General features: G+C 71.2%; 18 protein-coding genes. 9 read left to right on the top strand and 9 right to left on the bottom strand.

Going from position 1 to position 17,031, the window contains the following annotated elements; all coding sequences use genetic code 11:
- Positions 1–2: 2 nt before the first annotated feature.
- The 3 genes from AB0B68_RS25720 to AB0B68_RS25710 form a co-directional block, all read right to left on the bottom strand.
- Entirely contained in the window at positions 3–452 is a 450-nt protein-coding gene (locus AB0B68_RS25720; RefSeq protein WP_357195645.1) for a helix-turn-helix transcriptional regulator, read from the bottom strand.
- Positions 453–524: 72 nt separating this feature from the next.
- Positions 525–1,484, bottom strand: a complete 960-nt coding sequence (locus tag AB0B68_RS25715) for an ATP-dependent DNA ligase (protein ID WP_357195642.1) — start codon at positions 1,482–1,484, stop codon at positions 525–527.
- A 52-nt stretch (positions 1,485–1,536) separates the two neighbouring features.
- Positions 1,537–3,000, bottom strand: coding sequence for an MFS transporter (locus AB0B68_RS25710; protein ID WP_357195639.1), 1,464 nt, complete (start codon positions 2,998–3,000; stop codon positions 1,537–1,539).
- Between the two features lie 75 nt (positions 3,001–3,075).
- Between AB0B68_RS25710 and AB0B68_RS25705 the strand changes: the two genes are divergently transcribed.
- The 3 genes from AB0B68_RS25705 (at position 3,076) to AB0B68_RS25695 (ending at position 6,401) form a co-directional block, all read left to right on the top strand.
- Positions 3,076–3,507 carry a helix-turn-helix domain-containing protein gene (locus tag AB0B68_RS25705; protein WP_357263212.1) on the top strand — a complete coding sequence of 144 codons (432 nt, stop codon included), beginning with the start codon at positions 3,076–3,078 and terminating at the stop codon, positions 3,505–3,507.
- A gap of 105 nt (positions 3,508–3,612) precedes the next feature.
- Positions 3,613–4,200, top strand: coding sequence for a TetR/AcrR family transcriptional regulator (locus tag AB0B68_RS25700; RefSeq protein ID WP_357195634.1), 588 nt, complete (start codon positions 3,613–3,615; stop codon positions 4,198–4,200).
- Entirely contained in the window at positions 4,200–6,401 is a 2,202-nt protein-coding gene (locus tag AB0B68_RS25695) for an MMPL family transporter (RefSeq protein ID WP_357195631.1), read from the top strand. Before AB0B68_RS25700 ends, AB0B68_RS25695 begins: the two co-directional genes overlap by 1 nt.
- A gap of 102 nt (positions 6,402–6,503) precedes the next feature.
- On the opposite strand, the gene AB0B68_RS25690 is transcribed toward AB0B68_RS25695, so the two are convergent.
- A complete protein-coding gene (locus tag AB0B68_RS25690) occupies positions 6,504–7,760 on the bottom strand; it encodes an erythromycin esterase family protein (RefSeq protein WP_357195628.1) in 1,257 nt (418 codons plus the stop codon).
- A 128-nt stretch (positions 7,761–7,888) separates the two neighbouring features.
- Here AB0B68_RS25690 and AB0B68_RS25685 point away from each other — a divergent pair, with 128 nt between their 5' ends.
- A complete protein-coding gene (locus tag AB0B68_RS25685) occupies positions 7,889–8,080 on the top strand; it encodes a DUF2795 domain-containing protein (RefSeq protein WP_355008100.1) in 192 nt (63 codons plus the stop codon).
- Positions 8,081–8,216: 136 nt separating this feature from the next.
- On the opposite strand, the gene AB0B68_RS25680 is transcribed toward AB0B68_RS25685, so the two are convergent.
- Positions 8,217–9,119 carry a Gfo/Idh/MocA family oxidoreductase gene (locus tag AB0B68_RS25680; RefSeq protein WP_355008101.1) on the bottom strand — a complete coding sequence of 301 codons (903 nt, stop codon included), beginning with the start codon at positions 9,117–9,119 and terminating at the stop codon, positions 8,217–8,219.
- A 240-nt stretch (positions 9,120–9,359) separates the two neighbouring features.
- Here AB0B68_RS25680 and AB0B68_RS25675 point away from each other — a divergent pair, with 240 nt between their 5' ends.
- The 3 genes from AB0B68_RS25675 to AB0B68_RS25665 all read left to right on the top strand — a co-directional run bounded on the left by AB0B68_RS25675 (position 9,360) and on the right by AB0B68_RS25665 (position 10,675).
- Positions 9,360–9,722: a cupin domain-containing protein gene (locus AB0B68_RS25675; RefSeq protein WP_357263209.1), complete on the top strand. Its 363-nt coding sequence runs from the start codon at positions 9,360–9,362 to the stop codon at positions 9,720–9,722.
- Positions 9,723–9,873: 151 nt separating this feature from the next.
- Positions 9,874–10,266 carry a hypothetical protein gene (locus tag AB0B68_RS25670; protein WP_357195623.1) on the top strand — a complete coding sequence of 131 codons (393 nt, stop codon included), beginning with the start codon at positions 9,874–9,876 and terminating at the stop codon, positions 10,264–10,266.
- Complete coding sequence (locus AB0B68_RS25665; RefSeq protein WP_355008104.1) at positions 10,259–10,675, top strand: hypothetical protein; 417 nt, start codon at positions 10,259–10,261, stop codon at positions 10,673–10,675. Before AB0B68_RS25670 ends, AB0B68_RS25665 begins: the two co-directional genes overlap by 8 nt.
- Before the next feature lie 106 nt (positions 10,676–10,781).
- Here the strand turns inward: AB0B68_RS25665 and fabG are convergent, their stop codons facing one another.
- Positions 10,782–11,540, bottom strand: coding sequence for a 3-oxoacyl-ACP reductase FabG (gene fabG / locus AB0B68_RS25660; protein ID WP_357195617.1), 759 nt, complete (start codon positions 11,538–11,540; stop codon positions 10,782–10,784).
- Between the two features lie 43 nt (positions 11,541–11,583).
- Positions 11,584–13,236, bottom strand: coding sequence for an alpha-amylase family protein (locus tag AB0B68_RS25655; protein WP_357195699.1), 1,653 nt, complete (start codon positions 13,234–13,236; stop codon positions 11,584–11,586).
- Between the two features lie 137 nt (positions 13,237–13,373).
- Here AB0B68_RS25655 and AB0B68_RS25650 point away from each other — a divergent pair, with 137 nt between their 5' ends.
- Positions 13,374–13,988, top strand: a complete 615-nt coding sequence (locus AB0B68_RS25650) for a DUF1349 domain-containing protein (RefSeq protein WP_357195614.1) — start codon at positions 13,374–13,376, stop codon at positions 13,986–13,988.
- 57 nt (positions 13,989–14,045) lie between these two features.
- Positions 14,046–14,717: a DedA family protein gene (locus tag AB0B68_RS25645; RefSeq protein ID WP_357195611.1), complete on the top strand. Its 672-nt coding sequence runs from the start codon at positions 14,046–14,048 to the stop codon at positions 14,715–14,717.
- Positions 14,718–14,755: 38 nt separating this feature from the next.
- On the opposite strand, the gene AB0B68_RS25640 is transcribed toward AB0B68_RS25645, so the two are convergent.
- Both AB0B68_RS25640 and yidC read right to left on the bottom strand, forming a co-directional pair.
- Positions 14,756–16,156 carry a cellulose binding domain-containing protein gene (locus AB0B68_RS25640; protein ID WP_357195608.1) on the bottom strand — a complete coding sequence of 467 codons (1,401 nt, stop codon included), beginning with the start codon at positions 16,154–16,156 and terminating at the stop codon, positions 14,756–14,758.
- Between the two features lie 63 nt (positions 16,157–16,219).
- A complete protein-coding gene (yidC, locus tag AB0B68_RS25635; RefSeq protein WP_357263204.1) occupies positions 16,220–16,975 on the bottom strand; it encodes a membrane protein insertase YidC in 756 nt (251 codons plus the stop codon).
- Positions 16,976–17,031: the final 56 nt, after the last annotated feature.

The following is a 17,031-nucleotide window of genomic DNA, read 5'->3' as shown; positions in this document are numbered from 1 at the left end:
GGTCACGCTAGTTGCGGCTCGGCGACCCGCGCTTCTCGATTCCTGACCGGTCTGGTCACCTGTTTCGCCACGCACGACGGCATCCCGGCCGTCGCCGGCGCCGCCTGCCGCCGGTAGACGCTGGGCGGCACGCCCACCAGCTCGGTGAAGCGGGTGCTGAAGGTGCCCAACGACGAGCAACCAACAGCGAAACAGACGTCGGTGACGCTCAGGTCGCCACGGCGCAACAGGGCCATCGCCCGCTCGATCCGCCGAGTCATGAGGTAGCTGTAGGGAGATTCGCCATAGGCGAGCCGGAACTCACGGCTGAGGTGCCCGGCCGACATGTGCGCGCCACGGGCGAGCGCCTCGACGTCCAACGGAGACGCGTACTCCCGGTCGATCCGGTCGCGGACCCGGCGCAGCCGCGCCAGGTCGGCCAGTCGCTGGGTCGCGTCGGATTTGCTGCTCACCTGCGAAATCGTGCCACAACCCACCGACAATCCGCCGCCCGCCGGGCGGAGGCCGGCGGGCCGGCGGGCCGGTCAGCCGGCCTCGCGGCGGGCGCGGGCCCGGCGCTTCCCCTCGTGCATGGCCTGCACCCGGGCGACCGGGATGGTCCGGCCCTCGGCGACCAGGTCGGCGGGGAGCGGTTGCGGGGCCGGCATCAGCGCGGCCCACGGGTCGCCGTCGGCGAGCAGTGCGGGCGCGGTCCGGATGGTGAAGTCGGCGGGGGTCACCTCGGTCAGGTCCGCCCAGTCGACCGGGAACGAGACCGGCATTCCGGGGCGTAGCCGGGGGCTGTACGCGGCGGCCACCGTCGCCCCGCCCGCCCGGGTGGCGTCCACGAAGACCCGGCCTCCCCGGTCCTCCTTGATGTACGCGGTGGTGGCCAGCGCCGGGTCGAGCCGCTCGGCGCGGACGGCGAGCGCCCGGGTGGCGGCGGCCAGCTCCTCGGCCGTTGGTTCGTCGGTCACCGGAACGAAGACGTGCACGCCCTTGGCGCCGCTGGTCTTGACCGCACCGGCCAGGCCGGCGTCGGCGAGCGCCTGACGGACCAGCAGGGCGGCGTCGACCGCCGCGCGGAACCCGTCGCCGTCCGGCGGGTCCAGGTCGAGGATCAGGTGGGTCGGGCGATGCAGATCCGCCACGGTGGCCAGCGTCGGGTGGTACTCCACCGCCCGCTGGTTGGCGAACCAGAGCAGGGTGCGGCGGTCGTCGCAGAGGGCGTACGAGATCTCCCGGTGCGACGCCTCCGCCCAGACCGGTGCCCGGCGGACCCAGTCCGGGGTGTAGCGGGGCAGGTTCTTCTGCATGAACGGCGGCTGGCCGGGGCGGACCCTGATCACCGACAGCGGCCGGCCCCGCAGCTGCGGGAGGATCCGGTCCCGGACCGCGTCGAGGTAGTCGACCAGGTCACGCTTCGTCGCGTCGTCCCGGTCGGACAGCGGCTGGTCCAGGTTGGTCAGGGCCACGCCGTCCCGGGTCTCGTCAGCCTTGCTCACCCGACCACCCTCCCGGCCGCACCGCCGTCGGTCAACTGGACGCGGCGCTTCGCTACGGATCGATTCCGGCACCCACCCCGGCCGGCTCCGACGGGTCGGCCGCCGACGACGGCCGGGCCGGGCGTCGGGGCAGTGTGGTCAGCGCCACCAGCCACGCGGCGACCACGAGACCCACGGCCACGGCGAACGCCGTCCGGTAGCCGCCGGCGAGCGCGGCGGTCTCGGCCCAGCCGGCGGCCCGCAGCCCGTCGGTGCGGGTGGCGGCAATTGTGGCCAGCGCGGCCAGGCCGACCGCTCCGCCTACCTGTTGGGTGGTGTTGACCAGGCCGGAGGCGAGCCCGGCGTCGGTGTCGGTCGCGCCGGCCATGGCCGCCGTGGTGACCGCCGGCAGGGTCAGGCCGCCGGCCACCCCAAAGATCAACATCGCGGGGAGTACGTCAGCGACGTAGGCGCCGTCGGCGGGCAGCCGGGCGAGCAGGAGGAAGCCGACGCTCGCCAGGCCGAGCCCGACCAGCAGGACCATCCGGGCACCGAAGCGGGCGATCAGCCGACCGGCCAGGCCGAGCGAGACGACGGCGATCACGACCGGGGTGGGCAGGAAGGCCCAGCCGGTCGCGGCGGCATCCAACCCCAGCACCAGTTGCAGCTCCACGGCGAGCAGGAACTGGAACCCGAAGTACGCGCAGACCATGAGGAACTGCACGGCGTTCGCCGCCACCAGGCCCGGGACGCGCAGCACCCGGGACGGCACGAGCGGGGCGGCCGCCACCCGTTGGCGCAGCGCGAACCCGCCGAGCAGCAGCACCGCGAGGGCCACCGCGCCGAGCGTCCGGGGGCTGGTCCAGCCGTGCTCGCCCGTTCCGACGATGCCCAACACGGCGGCCATCAGACCGGCGGTGGCGAGCAGCGCGCCGGGCAGGTCCAGGCCGGCGCGCAGGCCGATCCCTCGTTCGGCCGGCAGCCGGCGGAGGGACGCGATGAGGATGACCGTCCCGATCGGCACGTTGACAAGGAAGATGGTCCGCCATCCGGCGGCCTCGGTGAGCACCCCTCCGGCGACCGTGCCGACCGACGCACCGGCCGCGCCGGTGAAGCTGAAGACGGCGATGGCGCGGGCCCGCTCGGCCGCTTCGGGGTAGAGCCGGACGATCATGCCGAGGCTGACCGCCATGGCCAGAGCGCCGCCGACGCCCTGCCCGAACCGCGCGCCCACCAGCAGGGCCGGCCCGGTGGCGACCGCGCAGGCCAGCGAGGCGACCGTGAACATCGCGACGCCGGCCAGGAAGACCCTGCGGCGGCCCAGCAGATCTCCGAGCCGGCCGGCGAGCAGCAGCAGCCCGCCGAACGCGACCAGGTAGGCGTTCACCACCCAGGCCAGGCCGGTGGCGCTGAAGCCCAGGTCGCGTTGGATGGCGGGCAGCGCCACCGCGACGACGGTGCCATCCAGGATGATCATCAGGCTGCCGGCGCAGAGCACCAGCAGCGCCGGCCAGCGGGATGGGACGACACGTTCCACGGAACCCCTCCTTGGTGCACGGTTTGTTACCGAGGTCATCGTCTGTGACCATTAACCGCGGCGGAAGGAGGCACTTTGATGTCCCAGAGGAACAGCGATGTGTCCGCGCTGGTCAAGGCCGAGCTGACCTGCTCGGCCGAGAACGTGCCGTTCACCCCGGGCCAGGCTCGCGCGTGCACAGTCCGCGAGGTGCTCGACCGGGTCGGCGGCAAGTGGAGCATCGGCATCCTGGTGGCCGCCTCGCACGGCCCGGTGCGCTTCACCGAACTGGAGCGGCACATCGAGGGGATCAGCCGGCGGATGCTCACGCTGACGCTGCGCAACCTGGAGCGGGACGGCCTCCTGCACCGCACCGTCTACCCGACCCTCCCGCCCAAGGTCGAGTACACGGCCACCCCGATGGCGCTGGAGCTCTACGAGTCGCTGGTCGCGCTGACCAGTTGGGCCGAGCGGCATCGGCGGGCCATCGCCGAGGCCCGGACCAGGTACGACACCGAGCACGCCTGAGCAAACCCGCCAGGAGTGTGGTGAACGCCACCGCTTCCATCTGACCGATCGGTCAGGGTCTGACCGATCGGTCAGGCATGCTGGTCTGCGGGAGGTGGACCGGGCATGGGCAGAGCGGTACCCGACACGCACGGCGAGATCCTCGCCGCGGCGGCGCGGCAGTTCACTGTGACCGGCTACCGGGGCACCTCTCTGCAGGACATCGCCCGGGAGGTCGGCTGCTCCAAGGCCACCGTGCTCTACCACTTCGCCAACAAGGAAGCCCTGCTCGCCGAACTGATGGCACCCGCGATCGAGGTGCTTCGCAGCCTCGACGACCAGCTCAACGGCCTGACCGGGGCTGCCGCCCAGGAGGTCGCCGCAAGCGGCTTCGTCGACCTCGCGGTGCGGTTCCGACAGGAGATCGCCGTCCTGCGCGGCGAGTTCCCGGAGCTGCTGTGCCAGCCCGCCTTCGCGCACATCCAGGAAATCTCCGACCGGCTGCGGGACGCCCTTGCCGGGCACTCCGACCGGCCAGGCGCCCGGATCGCCGCGCTGGTGCTGCTCGCCGGCATCTCCGAGGCGTGCGGCGAGTTCGCCGACATCCCCGACGACGAACTGCGCCTCGCCCTGCTCACTCTCGCCCGGCGGGCCGTCGAACCCGTCGACGCACCAGTGCCCCATTCACCCACGACCGAGGACAAGGACTCCTGATGGCCACCCTGCTCTACCGGCTCGGCCGGGGCGCGTTGCGCCGGCGACGGCTCGTCGTCGCGCTCTGGCTAGTCGTACTCGTCGTCGCCGGCCTGGCCGCGGCGACCCTGCGCGGCCCGACGGCGAGCAACTTCACAATGCCCGGCACCGAGAGCCAGCGCGCGCTCGACCTGCTGGCCGACCAGTTCCCCGCGGCCAGTGGTGCCACCGGCACCATCGCGCTCAAGGCACCCGCCGACGGCCAACTGGCCACCCCGCAGGGCCAGGCCGTGGTGCAGGAGCTGGTCCAGGAGGCCTCGGCTCTGCCCGGCGTGGTCGGCGCGGTCAACCCGTTCCAGGTCGGCGCGGTCTCGCCCAACGGCCGGTACGCGCTGGTCCAGGTCCAATTCGCCACCGGCGGCGACGATGTGACCGACGAGCAGCGCACCGCGTACGAGGAGGTCGGCGCCGCCGTCGAGGCGAAGGGTTGGCAGGTCGCCCCGGGTGGCGAGGTGCTGGGCGGTGAGCCGGAGATCGGCTCCACCGAGGCGCTCGGCGTGCTGGTCGCCGCGATCGTCCTGATCATCACCTTCGGTTCCCTGGTCGCCGCCGGCATGACGATGCTCAACGCCCTGATCGGCGTGGGCGTCGGCATGGCTGGACTGTTCGCGCTGAGCGGTGTCATCGAGTTGACCAGCACCGCGCCGATCCTGGCGCTGATGCTCGGCCTCGCCGTCGGCATCGACTACTCGTTGTTCATCACCTCCCGGCACCGACAGAACCTGCTCGAAGGCCTGTCCCCGGAGGAGGCGGTCGGCCGCGCGGTGGGCACCGCCGGTTCCGCCGTGGTCTTCGCGGGCGCCACAGTTGTCATCGCCCTCGCCGGTCTGGCCGTGGTGAACATCCCGTTCCTCACCGTGATGGGTCTCGCCGCCGCCGGTACGGTCACCATCGCCGTGCTCGTGGCGATCACCCTCCAGCCCGCGCTGCTCGGCTTCGCCGGCAACCGGGTGCTCCCGCGCCGGCTGCGCTCCACCGTCGACTCCGCCGCGCCAGGTGAGCCGGTGGGCGAGGAGACGCTGCCGGTCGAGGACCGCTCAGGGTTCGGCTTCCGCTGGGCGCGGTTCGTCACCCGCTTCCGGGTGCCGGTCATCCTGGTCGCGCTGCTCGGCCTGGGGCTGCTCGCGCTGCCCACGCCGGACATGCGACTGGCTCTGCCGGACGCCAGTACGGCGACCGAGGGCTCACCGGCCCGGGTGGCGAGCGACCTGACCACCGAGGGCTTCGGTCCGGGCTTCACCGGTCGGCTCGCGGTGGTCGTGGCGGGCGACGACGCGCAGGCGACGGCGGCCGCGGTGCCGCAGGTGACCGCGATGATCCAGCGCACCGAGAACGTCCTCGCCGTGGCACCGCCGCAGCTGAGCCCGGACGGCCGGACCGCGCTGCTCGGCGTGGTACCGAAGACCGGCCCGACCGACGAGGCCACCGAGACCCTGGTGCACGACGTCCGCGACGCGGTCGGCGGGGTGCAGGGCGCGGAGGTGCTGCTCACCGGCGCCACCGCCATTGGTATCGACGTCTCGGAGAAGCTCTCGGACGCACTGCCGATCTACCTGCTGCTGGTCGTCGGGCTCTCGGTGCTGCTGCTGATGTTGGTGTTCCGGTCGCTGCTGGTGCCGCTCAAGGCGGCGCTGGGCTTCCTGCTCACCGTGGCCGCCACGTTCGGCATCACGGTGGCGATCTTCCAGCAGGGTCACCTCGCCGACCTGGTCGGCCTGGACACCCCTGCTCCCCTGGTCAGCTTCCTGCCCATCCTGCTGATCGGCATCCTGTTCGGGCTGGCCATGGACTACGAGGTGTTCCTGGTCTCCCGGATGCGGGAGGACTTCGTGCACGGCGACACCGCGCGTGAGGCCACGATCAGCGGCATGGGCCACGGTGCCCGGGTGGTCACCGCCGCCGCGCTGATCATGATGTCCGTCTTCGGCGGCTTCGTGTTCCTCGAAGACCCGATCATCAAGTCGATGGGCTTCGCGCTCGCCATCGGCGTGGCCATCGACGCGTTCGTGGTCCGGATGACCATCGTCCCGGCGGTCATGTCGCTCCTCGGCGACCGCGCCTGGTGGCTGCCCCGCTGGCTCAACCGCGCCCTGCCCAACGTGGACATCGAGGGCGAAGGCCTGCGCACCCACCTGGAAGACCGCACCCCCACGCACGTCTGACCGCACCACCCGGTCGATCATGGAGTTGTGGTGCCCGTCGTGCCCCGATCAGAGGCCTTCGTCCAGCACCACAACTCCATGATCGACGCCAGCGGGCGCGGGTCAGACTCCTGCTGGGTAGGTTTCCATCTCGCCGGGGGCCGCTGGCACCGGTAGCGGGTGCAGGGCCGTGGTGTCGTCGCACCAGATGAAGGCGTCATAGCGGTCGCCCAGCCGGGTGGGCACGTAGTTGCCCCAGGACTCGAACGACGGGTCGTAGACGACCCCGATCGCCCGGTGGTCAACGGTTTCGGTGACCCAGCCCGGCTGATCGTCGCCGCCGAAGATCAGCACCGCCCGCTCCGGCATCAGCTCGTGCAACCGCCGCTCGACCGAGCCCTCCCGAGCCGGGGGCACCACCATCGCCTCGGGCGGCGAACCCCAGCGGGGTGCGGCGATCACTGTGCCCCGGTAGCTGCCGAAGCCGACCAGTGCCACCGCGTCCTCGCCGTGCCGCTCCCGGGCCAACTGACCAATGTTGACCATCCCGTCGGCGGCCATGTCGGTGGCCCGCGCATCTCCGACGTGCGTGTTGTGCGCCCAGACGACGCCCCGTGCGTCCGGGCCGTACCGTTCCAACAGCCGGTCCAGGGTGTCCTGCATGTGGGTGTCGCGGATGTTCCACGAGTCCGGCCCGCCTGCCACCATCGCCCGGTAGTAGCGCTCGGCGCCGGCCACCACCTCCGCGTTCTGCCAGGCCGAGAAGCGGTCCGGGCCGTCGGAGAGGGCGTGTTCACGGGTCCGGGCGAGCAACCGGACGACCTCCTCCTCGCACCGGGCCGAGACGAAGCGGCTGGCCGCGCCGTACTCCTCGACCCTCTTGCCGTACGGCTCGAAACACCGGTAGGCGTCCTGCGCCGCCTCCAGCGACTTCGGGTCCTCCTCCCCCAGGTAGTCGAAGATCGCCTGCATCGACTCCCAGAGGCTGTACACGTCGAGGCCGTGGAACCCGGCCCGTTGCTCCTCCGGCAGCTCCAGGTTCCAGGCCCGCAGCCAGCTGGCGAACCGGGCCACCTCGGCATTGGCCCACATCCAGGTCGGCCATCGCTCAAACTGGTCGAGTGCGAGCTGCGGTTCGAGCGCGCCACCCGGCGCGGCCGTCACCGATCGGTGCACCCGATCGCAGTCGGGCCAGTCACCCTCCACCGCGACGAAGGAGAACCCACACTCCGCGATCAACCGTCGGGTGAGCTGCTCGCGCAACCGGTAGTAGTCGTAACTGCCGTGGGTGGACTCGCCGATCATCACCACCCGGGCATTGCGAACGCGCTCCAGCAACGGGTCGAAATCGCTCGGCGCGCCGAGCCGCTGAACCAGCATGCCAGCGGCTACCCGACCGCCGCAGCGGCAAACCGTGGGCGCGTCGCGGGCCGACACGCCGGCCGCCGGGCCGTCGTGGGCTCCAACCAAGCCGGTGTACGACCACCGCGAGCGGGTAGCCGGCCGACATGACCGTCACCGGGGTTCAGTTGCAGGAGTACCTGGCCGGGCTCGACTACCCGGTCTCCCGGGAGGACCTGATCCGCTGGGGTCAGGAGAACGGGGCCAGCACGGCAATGTTGCAGATGCTCCAGGCCCTACCGCCCGAGCAGTTCAACAACCCGGACGAGCTGAACGCCGCCCTAACCACCCCCACCTAAACCCAACCAGCCCCGCCCCGCCCCGCCCCGCCCCGCCCCGGTGATCATGAGGTTATTGCCATCCGCCACGGCGTGTCGCGCCGCTAACTCCATGATCACCGGGGCGACGGGCGGTGGGGGTTGGGGTTCGGGTTGATTAGGGGAGGGGGATGGTGCGGGATTCGGTTCGGGCGGTTTCGGCGGCGGCGAGGATGGCGACGACCTCGCGGCCGAAGCGGACGTCACAGCGGTGGTCCCGGGTGCCCGCCCGCACCTGCTCGACGAGTTGGTCGATGGCGACGCCGAACGCGGTGGCGGCGTCGTTCTCGCCGAACGGGACGTTCTCGATGCCGTTCTCGCCGTAGAACACGAACTCCCGGGCCATCGACTCGGTCGGGGCGTCCAGGGAGAGCGAGGCGCTGCTCGTGGCACCGCCCTCGTGGGTGAGCAGCAGATGCACCATCCCGCTCGGTCCGTCCATCGCCGCCACCTGCGTCACCCGGCCCAGCACCGGCAGGAGGATCGAGAGCGCGTGCGGGGCGATGTCCCAGAGCGCACCGTGCTCCCGACGCCACAACGAGCCGCCGTACGGGCTGCCGTCCTGGAAGATCGAGGCGAACGCGGTGGTCCGGCCGTGCTGCCAGCCCCCGGCGGCGGCGGTGGCGGCCAGGAACGCTGTCACGTTCGGCTGGAACCGCTGGGTGAAGAAGACGACCGAGGCGACCCCGGACTCCTCGGCGGCGGCCACGACCCGGTCGGCGTCGTCCACGCTGAGCGCCAGCGGCTTGTCCAGCAGCAGGTGCCGACCGGCGCGGGCCGCCCGGACCGCGATGTCGGCCTGGATGTCCGGCGGCAGGGCGACGGCGATCGCCTCGCACTGCTCAATCAGCGCGTCGACGTCGGCGTAGGCGGGCACCCCGTACCGCTCGGCCAGCGCGGAGGCCCGCTCCGGGTTGCGACCCCACACACCGACCAGCTCCGCGTCGGGATGGGCGTGCAGCGCCTTCCCGTGCGTCTCGATCGCCCAGTGACCGGTGCCGAACAAGCCGAACCGCAGCACGTGTACCTCCGCTGTTTCCCCGCACCGCGACAACGCCACGGACGTGATCCACGCTAGTCGCCCGGGCGGCCGGAACGGCGGCGGGTTCGACCAATCGAAGCAGCTCACCTTTCATTTCCGGTCGGTGGTCGAGGTACCCGCCCGGCTGTCGGTGAGCAGCGGTCCGCCAGCACCGCTCTCGGCAGCGTCAGGTCCGATCACCGCCAGACACACCACGTACGGCGGGGCAGGCTCGACGGCATGCGGAGCTCGGATTCAGCGATCACCAGCGGTGTCGTGGCGTTTGAACACTGGTACGACTTCACCGAGGGCGGCCCGGTGCACCGCGCGCTGCTGCCGTTCCCGTCGACGGCGCCCGCCCCGTTCGAGGTCGCGCGCTGGTCGGTGGCCCCGAACACCTCCAACGACCTGGATGTCCATCGCTCCCGTGAGGTGTGGATCATCGTGTCCGGGACCGGAACCCTGACGTTCGCCGACCAGGCGCGTGTCCTGCGGGCCGGCGACGTCGCGGCGTTCGACAGCAGGGTGCCGCATCAGATTCGGAACGACGGACCGGACCCACTCCTCGCCGTCTCCGTCTACTGGCTGCAAGCAGGCGACTGACGCCCACCCGAAAAGCTGGGCACCGGGAGCATGGGCACCGGGGCCGCGGACCCTCGACGGGCGCGCGTCACACGCGGAGAGGCAGGGCACCCCTTTACTACGACGGTTAGTAGGCTGTGCCGGTGACCGAGGCAACGACCGGGTGGTGCCGGTGACCAGCGCGGGCGTCGATTCGCCGGTGGACGGGATCGTCGCGGCAGTGCCGATCGTGCTGTCGCTGCTCGTGGCGGTGTGGGCGCTGGTGGCTGCGGTACGCCACCGACCACCGGACCCTGTGCAGTTCGTCGGTCTGGCCGTACTCGAAGTGGCGTTGCTGGTGTTGAGCGTGCTGGCGCTCGTCGCGGTCGGCGGTGGGGATCGGCCCGGCGAGCCCGGCGCCTTCTTCGGCTACCTGGTCACGCTGGTGTGTCTGCCGCCACTGGCCTGGGTGCTGGCCCGGATGGAACCGACCCGCTGGGGCTCGGCGATCGTGTGCGCGGTCTGCCTGGTGGCCCCGGTGGTGGTGGTCCGGTTGCAGCAGACCTGGGAGGTGCTCGGTGGTTGAGACAGGATCGGCTCGACAGCGCACGAACTCCGGCCCGGGGCGGCTGCTGATCGCCGTCTACCTGCTGTTCGCGATCGCGGCGACGAGTCGGGCGGGTTTGCAGATCGCCACCAAGTTCGACGAGGCGCCGGTGGCGTACCTGCTCTCCGGGGTGGCCGCGCTCATCTACATCGTTGCGGCCGTGGGGTTGGCCCGCGCCGGGCACACCGGCCGTCGGGTCGCGCTGGCGTGCTGCTCGGTGGAGCTGGTCGGGGTCGTCGCGGTCGGCATCCTGAGCCTGGTCGACAAGGATCTCTTCCCGGACGAGACGGTCTGGTCGCAGTTCGGCAGCGGGTACGGCTACATCCCGCTGGTGCTGCCGGTGCTCGGCCTGATCTGGCTCTGGCGCACCCGCCGCGCACCCGCCTGACCCACCGCGCCGCACCCGCCCGACGCGCTCTCGGCTGACCCGGCGCCAGGGCCCGGCGACGAGGGCGCCGGCTTGTCTGCCGGAGCGCCCTCGTCGGGAGTACGGGTCAGTCCCGTGGGCCGCCCGCGACGTAGATGACCTGACCGGACACGAAGCCGGCGCCCTCGCTCGCCAGGAACGAGATGGTGTGCGCGACGTCCTCCGGGCGGCCGGGGCGGCGGACCGGGATCTCGGCGGCGGCGTGCTTCTGGAAGTCGTCGAAGTCGACCTTCATCCGGGCCGCGGTGGCCGCTGTCATGTCGGTGACGATGAAGCCGGGTGCGACGGCGTTCACCGTCACCCCGAACGGACCCAGCTCGATGGCGAGCGTCTTGGTGAAGCCCTGTAGGCCGGCCTTGGCGGCGGCGTAGTTCGCCTGGCCCCGGTTGCCCAGCGCGGAGGTGCTGGAGAGGTTGACGATCCGCCCCCACTTCTGGTCCACCATGTGCTTCTGGGCGGCCTGGCTGAACAGGAACGCGCCGCGCAGGTGCACCCCCATCACCGTGTCCCAGTCGGCACTGGTCATCTTGAACAGCAGGTTGTCGCGGAGCACACCGGCGTTGTTGACCAGTACCGTGGGCGCGCCCAGCTCGGCGGCGACGCGGCTCACCGCCGCCTCGACCTGGTCGCGGTCGGACACGTCGGCGCCCACCCCGAGCGCCCGGCCGCCGGCCCCGGCGATGGCGTCCACCGTCTCCTTGGTGGCCGCCTCCTCGATGTCGACCACGGCGACGGCCATTCCGTCGGCGGCCAGCCGTCGGGCGGTGGCCGCGCCGATGCCGCGTGCGGCTCCGGTGACGATGGCGACGCGGGACTCCTCCGACATGATTACCTCCCGGTAACGTGGGGTCGATCGGAGGAGCTTAACCTCAACAGGCCGACCCTCGGCATAGGCGAATCCACCGGTATCCGTGGCCGGAGACCTTGACCGCGCCGAGCTTTCCCAACTCTCCGTAGCCACGGTCGGCGAGCACGTCGATGGGCAGGTCGGCCTCCGGCTCGAGGCTGCTGAGGTCCACCTCGACGTCGTCGGTGCCGAGGTTGTGCACGAAGACCATCGTTCCGGTCGGCCCGTCGGCCCGGTGGGCGAGCACGCCGGGCGGCATCGCCACGTCGATGTGGGTCGTCGAGCCGGACCCGATCTCCGGGGCCTCCCGCAGCGTACGGATCATCCGCTCGAACCAGGCGAGCAGCGACTTCGAGTCGCTGCGCTGGGCGGTGACGTTGACGTTCTGGTAGCCGAACTCACCCTTGTCGATCACCGGGCGGACCAGCTTCTCCGGGTCCGCCGTGGAGAAGCCGGCATTCGGCTGGTACGACCACTGCATCGGGGTACGGATCGCCTCCCGACCGGGCAGCGACAGGTCCTCGCCCATCCCGATCTCCTCGCCGTACCGCAGCACCGGCGTGCCGCGCATCGAGAACTGGAGGGCGTACGCCAGTTCAATGTGCCGCCGGTCGTTGCCGAGCATCGGGGCGAGCCTGCGACGGATGCCCCGGTCGTAGATGCGCATGTTCTCGTCCGGGCCGAACTTCGCGTACACCTGGTTGCGTTGTTCGGTGGTCAGCCGGGACAGGTCGATCTCGTCGTGGTTACGCAGGAAGGTGGCCCACTGCCCTCCGACCGGAAGCTTCGGGGTGTCCCGGAGCGCCTCGATCAGCGACTCCGGGTCCTCGCGGGCCAGGGCGAGCATGAGTCGACCGTTGAGCATGAAGTCGAAGAGCATGTGGATGCGGTTGCCCGAGCCGCTGGTGTCGCCGAAGAACGTGGGAAGCTGGTCGGGTTCGACGTTCGCCTCGGCCAGCAGGACGGCGTCGCCGCGCCGCCACTGGACGTGCTGGCGCATCTCGGTGAGGAACTCGAAGTCCTTCGGCGAGTCCGGGTTGCCCGGCTCGGTCAGCTCGATGATGAACGGCACCGCGTCCATCCGGAAGCCGGAGACGCCGAGCTGGAGCCAGAACGACATGATCTTCTTGACCTCGGCCCGGACCTCCGGGTTGGCGAAGTTGAGATCCGGCTGGAACTTGTAGAACCGGTGGTAGAACCACGCCTTGGCGGTGCGGTCGTAGCTCCAGGTCTCCTTCTGCTCGCCGGGGAAGACCATGCCCTGGTGCCGGTCGGCCGGCTCGGTGTCGGACCAGAGGAACCAGTCCCGGTACGGCGAGTCCGGCGAGGAGCGGGCCGACTGGAACCACGGGTGCTCGTCGGAGGTGTGGTTGACCACCAGGTCGATGATCACCCGGATGCCCCGGTTCTGCGCCTGGTGCAGCAGCTCGGCGAAGTCGCCCAGGGTGCCGAAGCGCGGGTCCACGTTGTAGAAGTCGGTGACGTCGTAGCCGTCGTCGCGGTTGGGTGACGGGTGGATCGGGTGCAGCCACAGACAGGTCACGCCGAGGCGGGCCAGGTAGTCCAGCCTCCCGATCAGGCCACGGATGTCACCGACCCCGTCGCCGTCGGAGTCGGCGTACGTGTCGATGTCGAGGCAGTAGACGACGGCTTCGGAATACCAACGGTCACCCATGCCGAAGAAATCTCTCCAGTTGATCATCGCGGCAAACCAGCCGGGCCGACCGGCGACCGGCGACCGGCGACCGGCGACCGGCGACCGGCGACCGGCGACCGGCGACCGGCGACCGGTTACCGGTTACCGTGCCCGTCATGGAGAACGACCTCGTGCCGCCGAGCGAGTTGTTGGACTGGTCCCAGGGCAGCTGGCTGCACCCGCCGGTACGCGTCGAGGAGGGCCCGGCCGGCGAACTGGTCGTCGAGCCGGCCGCGGAGAGCGACTTCTGGCGGCGGACCAGTTACGGCTTCGTGCACGACGACGGCCCGGCCCTGCTGGCGCCGCTGCCGGTCGGCACCGCGATGGAGGTGAGCTTCCGGCTCGACTTCTCGGCGCAGTTCGACCAGGCCGGCGCGTTCGTCCGCGTCGACGAGCGGACGTGGACCAAGGCCGGCGTCGAGGTGAGCGACGGCGAGGCGCAGCTCGGCGCTGTGGTGACCCGGGAGTTCTCCGACTGGTCGGTGGCGCCGGTGCCGGAGTGGGCGGGCCGGGAGGTGACGGTCCGGGTCAGCCGGGCGGGTGACGCGGTGACCGTTCGCGCCCGGGTCGACGACGAACCGTGGAGACTGGTCCGGCTCGCTCCGCTGGACCCGACGGCCGAGGCCCTGGCCGGCCCGTTCTGCTGCGCGCCGTCCCGCGCCGGTCTGACAGTGGTGTTCACCGGTTGGCGGCAGGGTCCGGCGGACACCGCGCTGCACCCGGAGGTGTGAGTCGGGCCCCGCTGGGTATGACCCTCTGATCCCCGACCGCCGACCGGAAGGACCACCATGGCGTACGCCCAGGCTGGCGACCCGTCCGAGTTCACCGGGTTGACCGGCTGGGTGGCCTCGGTGATCGAGGTGATGGGCCCGGTCGGAGTGGCGCTGCTGGTGGCGCTGGAGAGCATCGTCCCGCCGATTCCCAGTGAGATCGTGCTGGCGCTCGCCGGCTTCCTCGCGCACGAGGGCAAGTTCAACGTCTTCGTCGTGGTGCTGGCCGCGACGGTCGGCTCGCTGGTGGGCGCGTTGGTGCTCTACTGGCTCGGCGCGGCGCTGGGCGAGGAACGACTCAAGCGCTGGTTGGACCACATTCCCCTGGTGGACAGCGACGACCTGGAACGGGCCGACAAGTGGTTCGAGCGGCACGGCCGGTGGGCGGTGCTGATCGGCCGGGTGGTGCCGGTGGTCCGCAGCCTGGTCTCCGTGCCGGCCGGGGCCAACCGGATGCCGATGGGTGAGTTCATCCTGCTCACCACGATCGGCAGCGGGGTGTGGAACGGTCTCATCGTGGGGGCCGGCTATGCGCTGGGCAGCCAGTGGCAGGACGTGGCCCGCTACAGCGACTGGTTCAACTACGCGATCGTCGCGATCTTCGTCGTGATGGTGGCCAGTTGGGCGATCCGCAAGGTCCGCAAGCGTCGGGACCGCGACGACCGGCGGTCGGTGACCGCCGGTCGCTGATCCGCTGCCGCTGGCGCTTCGGAAGGCCAGCGGGGTGGTCAGGGCAGGGTGTCCAGGTGCGGTCCCACGGTGTTGGCGAAGCCGTTGCCGTTGCTGACGTCCCAGTTCACCGACCAGGTCATCGCGCCCCTGATGCCCGGGTAGGTGCGCGGCGGACGGAAGCTGCCGCAGTTGGTGCCCCGGGCCAGGCAGTCCAGGGCGGCGTTGACCACGCTGGGCGCGACGATGCCACCGCCGGCCGCCCCAGCTCCGGCGGGCAGGCCGAGGCCGACCTGGTCGGGGCGGAGCCCGGCCTCCAACTGGATGCAGGCCAACGCGACGATGAAGTTGACGGTGCCCTGGCCGTACGCGGCGTTCTGGTCGCAGCCGAGCATCGCGCCGGAGTTGTAGTACTGGGTGTTGACGACGGTGAGGATGTCCTTGATGTCGAGCGCCAGCTTGAAGTAGCCGCCGGCCGGGTTCTGCATGTCGATGGTCTGCGGCGCCATCGCGATGATCAGGCCCGATCCGATCTTGGCCCGCAGGGCGCGCAGCGCCTGCGCCATGTACGTCGGGTTGAGTCCGTTCTCCAGGTCGATGTCGATCCCGTCGAAGCCGTACCTGGCGATCAGCGCGGCGGCCGTGTCGGCGAACGCGGTGGCTGAGGCGGCGTTGTTCACTGTGACCCGGCCGGTCTCGCCGCCGACGGAGAGGATCACCCGCTTATCCCGGCTGTGCAGGGTGCGGACGTCGGCGGTGAAGTCCGCGTCGGTGTAGCCACCGAGCGAGGCGGCCAGTCCGGGGTCGACGCCGAAGGTGAGCGCGCCGGGCGTCGAGGTGGCCTCGGCGAAGGCGACCGCCACCAGGTCGTACTCGGTGGGGACGTCGCGCAGCCGCAGCTCGACCGCGGGGTTGTCGAAGTTGTGCCAGTACCCGGTGAGCAGGTGCTTCGGCAACCCACCGGTGGGTGGGTCGGTCGGCGGTGGGGTGGTCGGCGGAGGCGTCGTCGGCGGAGGCGTGGTGGGTGGGGGCGTGGTGGGTGGGGGCGTGGTGGGTGGAGTGCCGCCGCCGCAGGACACGCCGTTGAGCTGGCAGCCGCTCGGCGAACCGGAGCCGCTGGCCAGGAAGCCGAAGGAGACCGACGCGCCCGGGGCGACGGTGCCGTTCCAGGACCTGTTGGTGAAGGTGTGCCGCTGGCCGGTGGAGCTGAGCAACGCGTCCCAGTAGCTGCCGAGGGTGGTGCCGGACGGCAGGTCGAAGGTCAGGTTCCAGCCGTTGATGGTCGAGCTGCCGCCGTTGGTGATCGTGTACTTCCCCTCCCAGCCCGAGCCCCAGTCGGCGGTCTTGACGAAGCTGGCGGTGGCGCCGGCGGCGTACGCGGGCAGCGCCACCCAGGCCGCGCCGAGGGTGGCCGCGAGGGCGGCGACGAGGGACAGGACAAGGGATCTGGAGCGTTTCATGCGACCCTCCGGGCCCGGACGGGCATTTATGGACGTCAACGTTGCCGCTAATTATTAAGACAGTTAACTGTTTCTGTCCAGAGCACCCGTCGGAGAGGCCTGCGGGCGGCGGAGCACCGCCTGCTCAACTGCCGACCACACGCTCGTGGTGACCAGGTAGATCACCGCGGCGAGCGGCAGCACCAGCGCCACCAGCACCGTCGTGAACGGCAGCAGAGGCAGCAGCCGGCCGAGCGTGGCCGCCCCCGGCCCCTCGGTCGGCGTACCGGCCACAGTGCCCACCGCCGCCGACGCCCGCCGGGCCCGCCGCGACGACCACCAGGCCACCGCCAGCAACACCACCAGCAGTAAGCCGAACAGCGGTCCGGCAGCACCGGCCAGCCCGTCGCTGAGATGGTGACCCAGCGGCACGCCGGCCAACCGCTCGTCCAGCAGCCCGGTGCCGCCCTCGCTGGTGCTGAACAACCGGTACAGCACCAGCAGGAACGGCGCCTGGATGAGCAGCGGCAGGCAGCCGGTGACCGGGTTCGCGCCGGCCTCGCGGTACAACGTGAAAACCTCGCGCTGAAGCGTCGCGGGGTCGTCCGCGTACCGCTGCTGAAGCTCACGCACCTGCGGGGCGAGCGCCGCGCGGCGCCGCTCACCGCGGACCTGCGCGACGGTCAGCGGCGAGATCAGCAGCCGGACGGCGATGGTGAAAAGCACGATGGCGGCGGCTGTCGCTCCGCCGCCGGCCAGTGGTTCGAGCAGCTCGGTGAGCCAGTTCAGCGCGCTGCCGGCAGCGGCGACAGCGTCGTGCAGTGGTGCGAAGGCAAGCATGGGAAACCCCTCGGTCCGATTCCGGTGAGGCCCTCCCCCGGGCGGCGTCCGCCCAG

Source organism: Micromonospora sp. NPDC049049 (assembly GCF_040649115.1).
Classification (GTDB): domain Bacteria; phylum Actinomycetota; class Actinomycetes; order Mycobacteriales; family Micromonosporaceae; genus Micromonospora.
The sequence above is the reverse complement of the archived record's forward strand: the minus strand, read 5'-3'. Positions and strand labels throughout refer to the sequence as shown.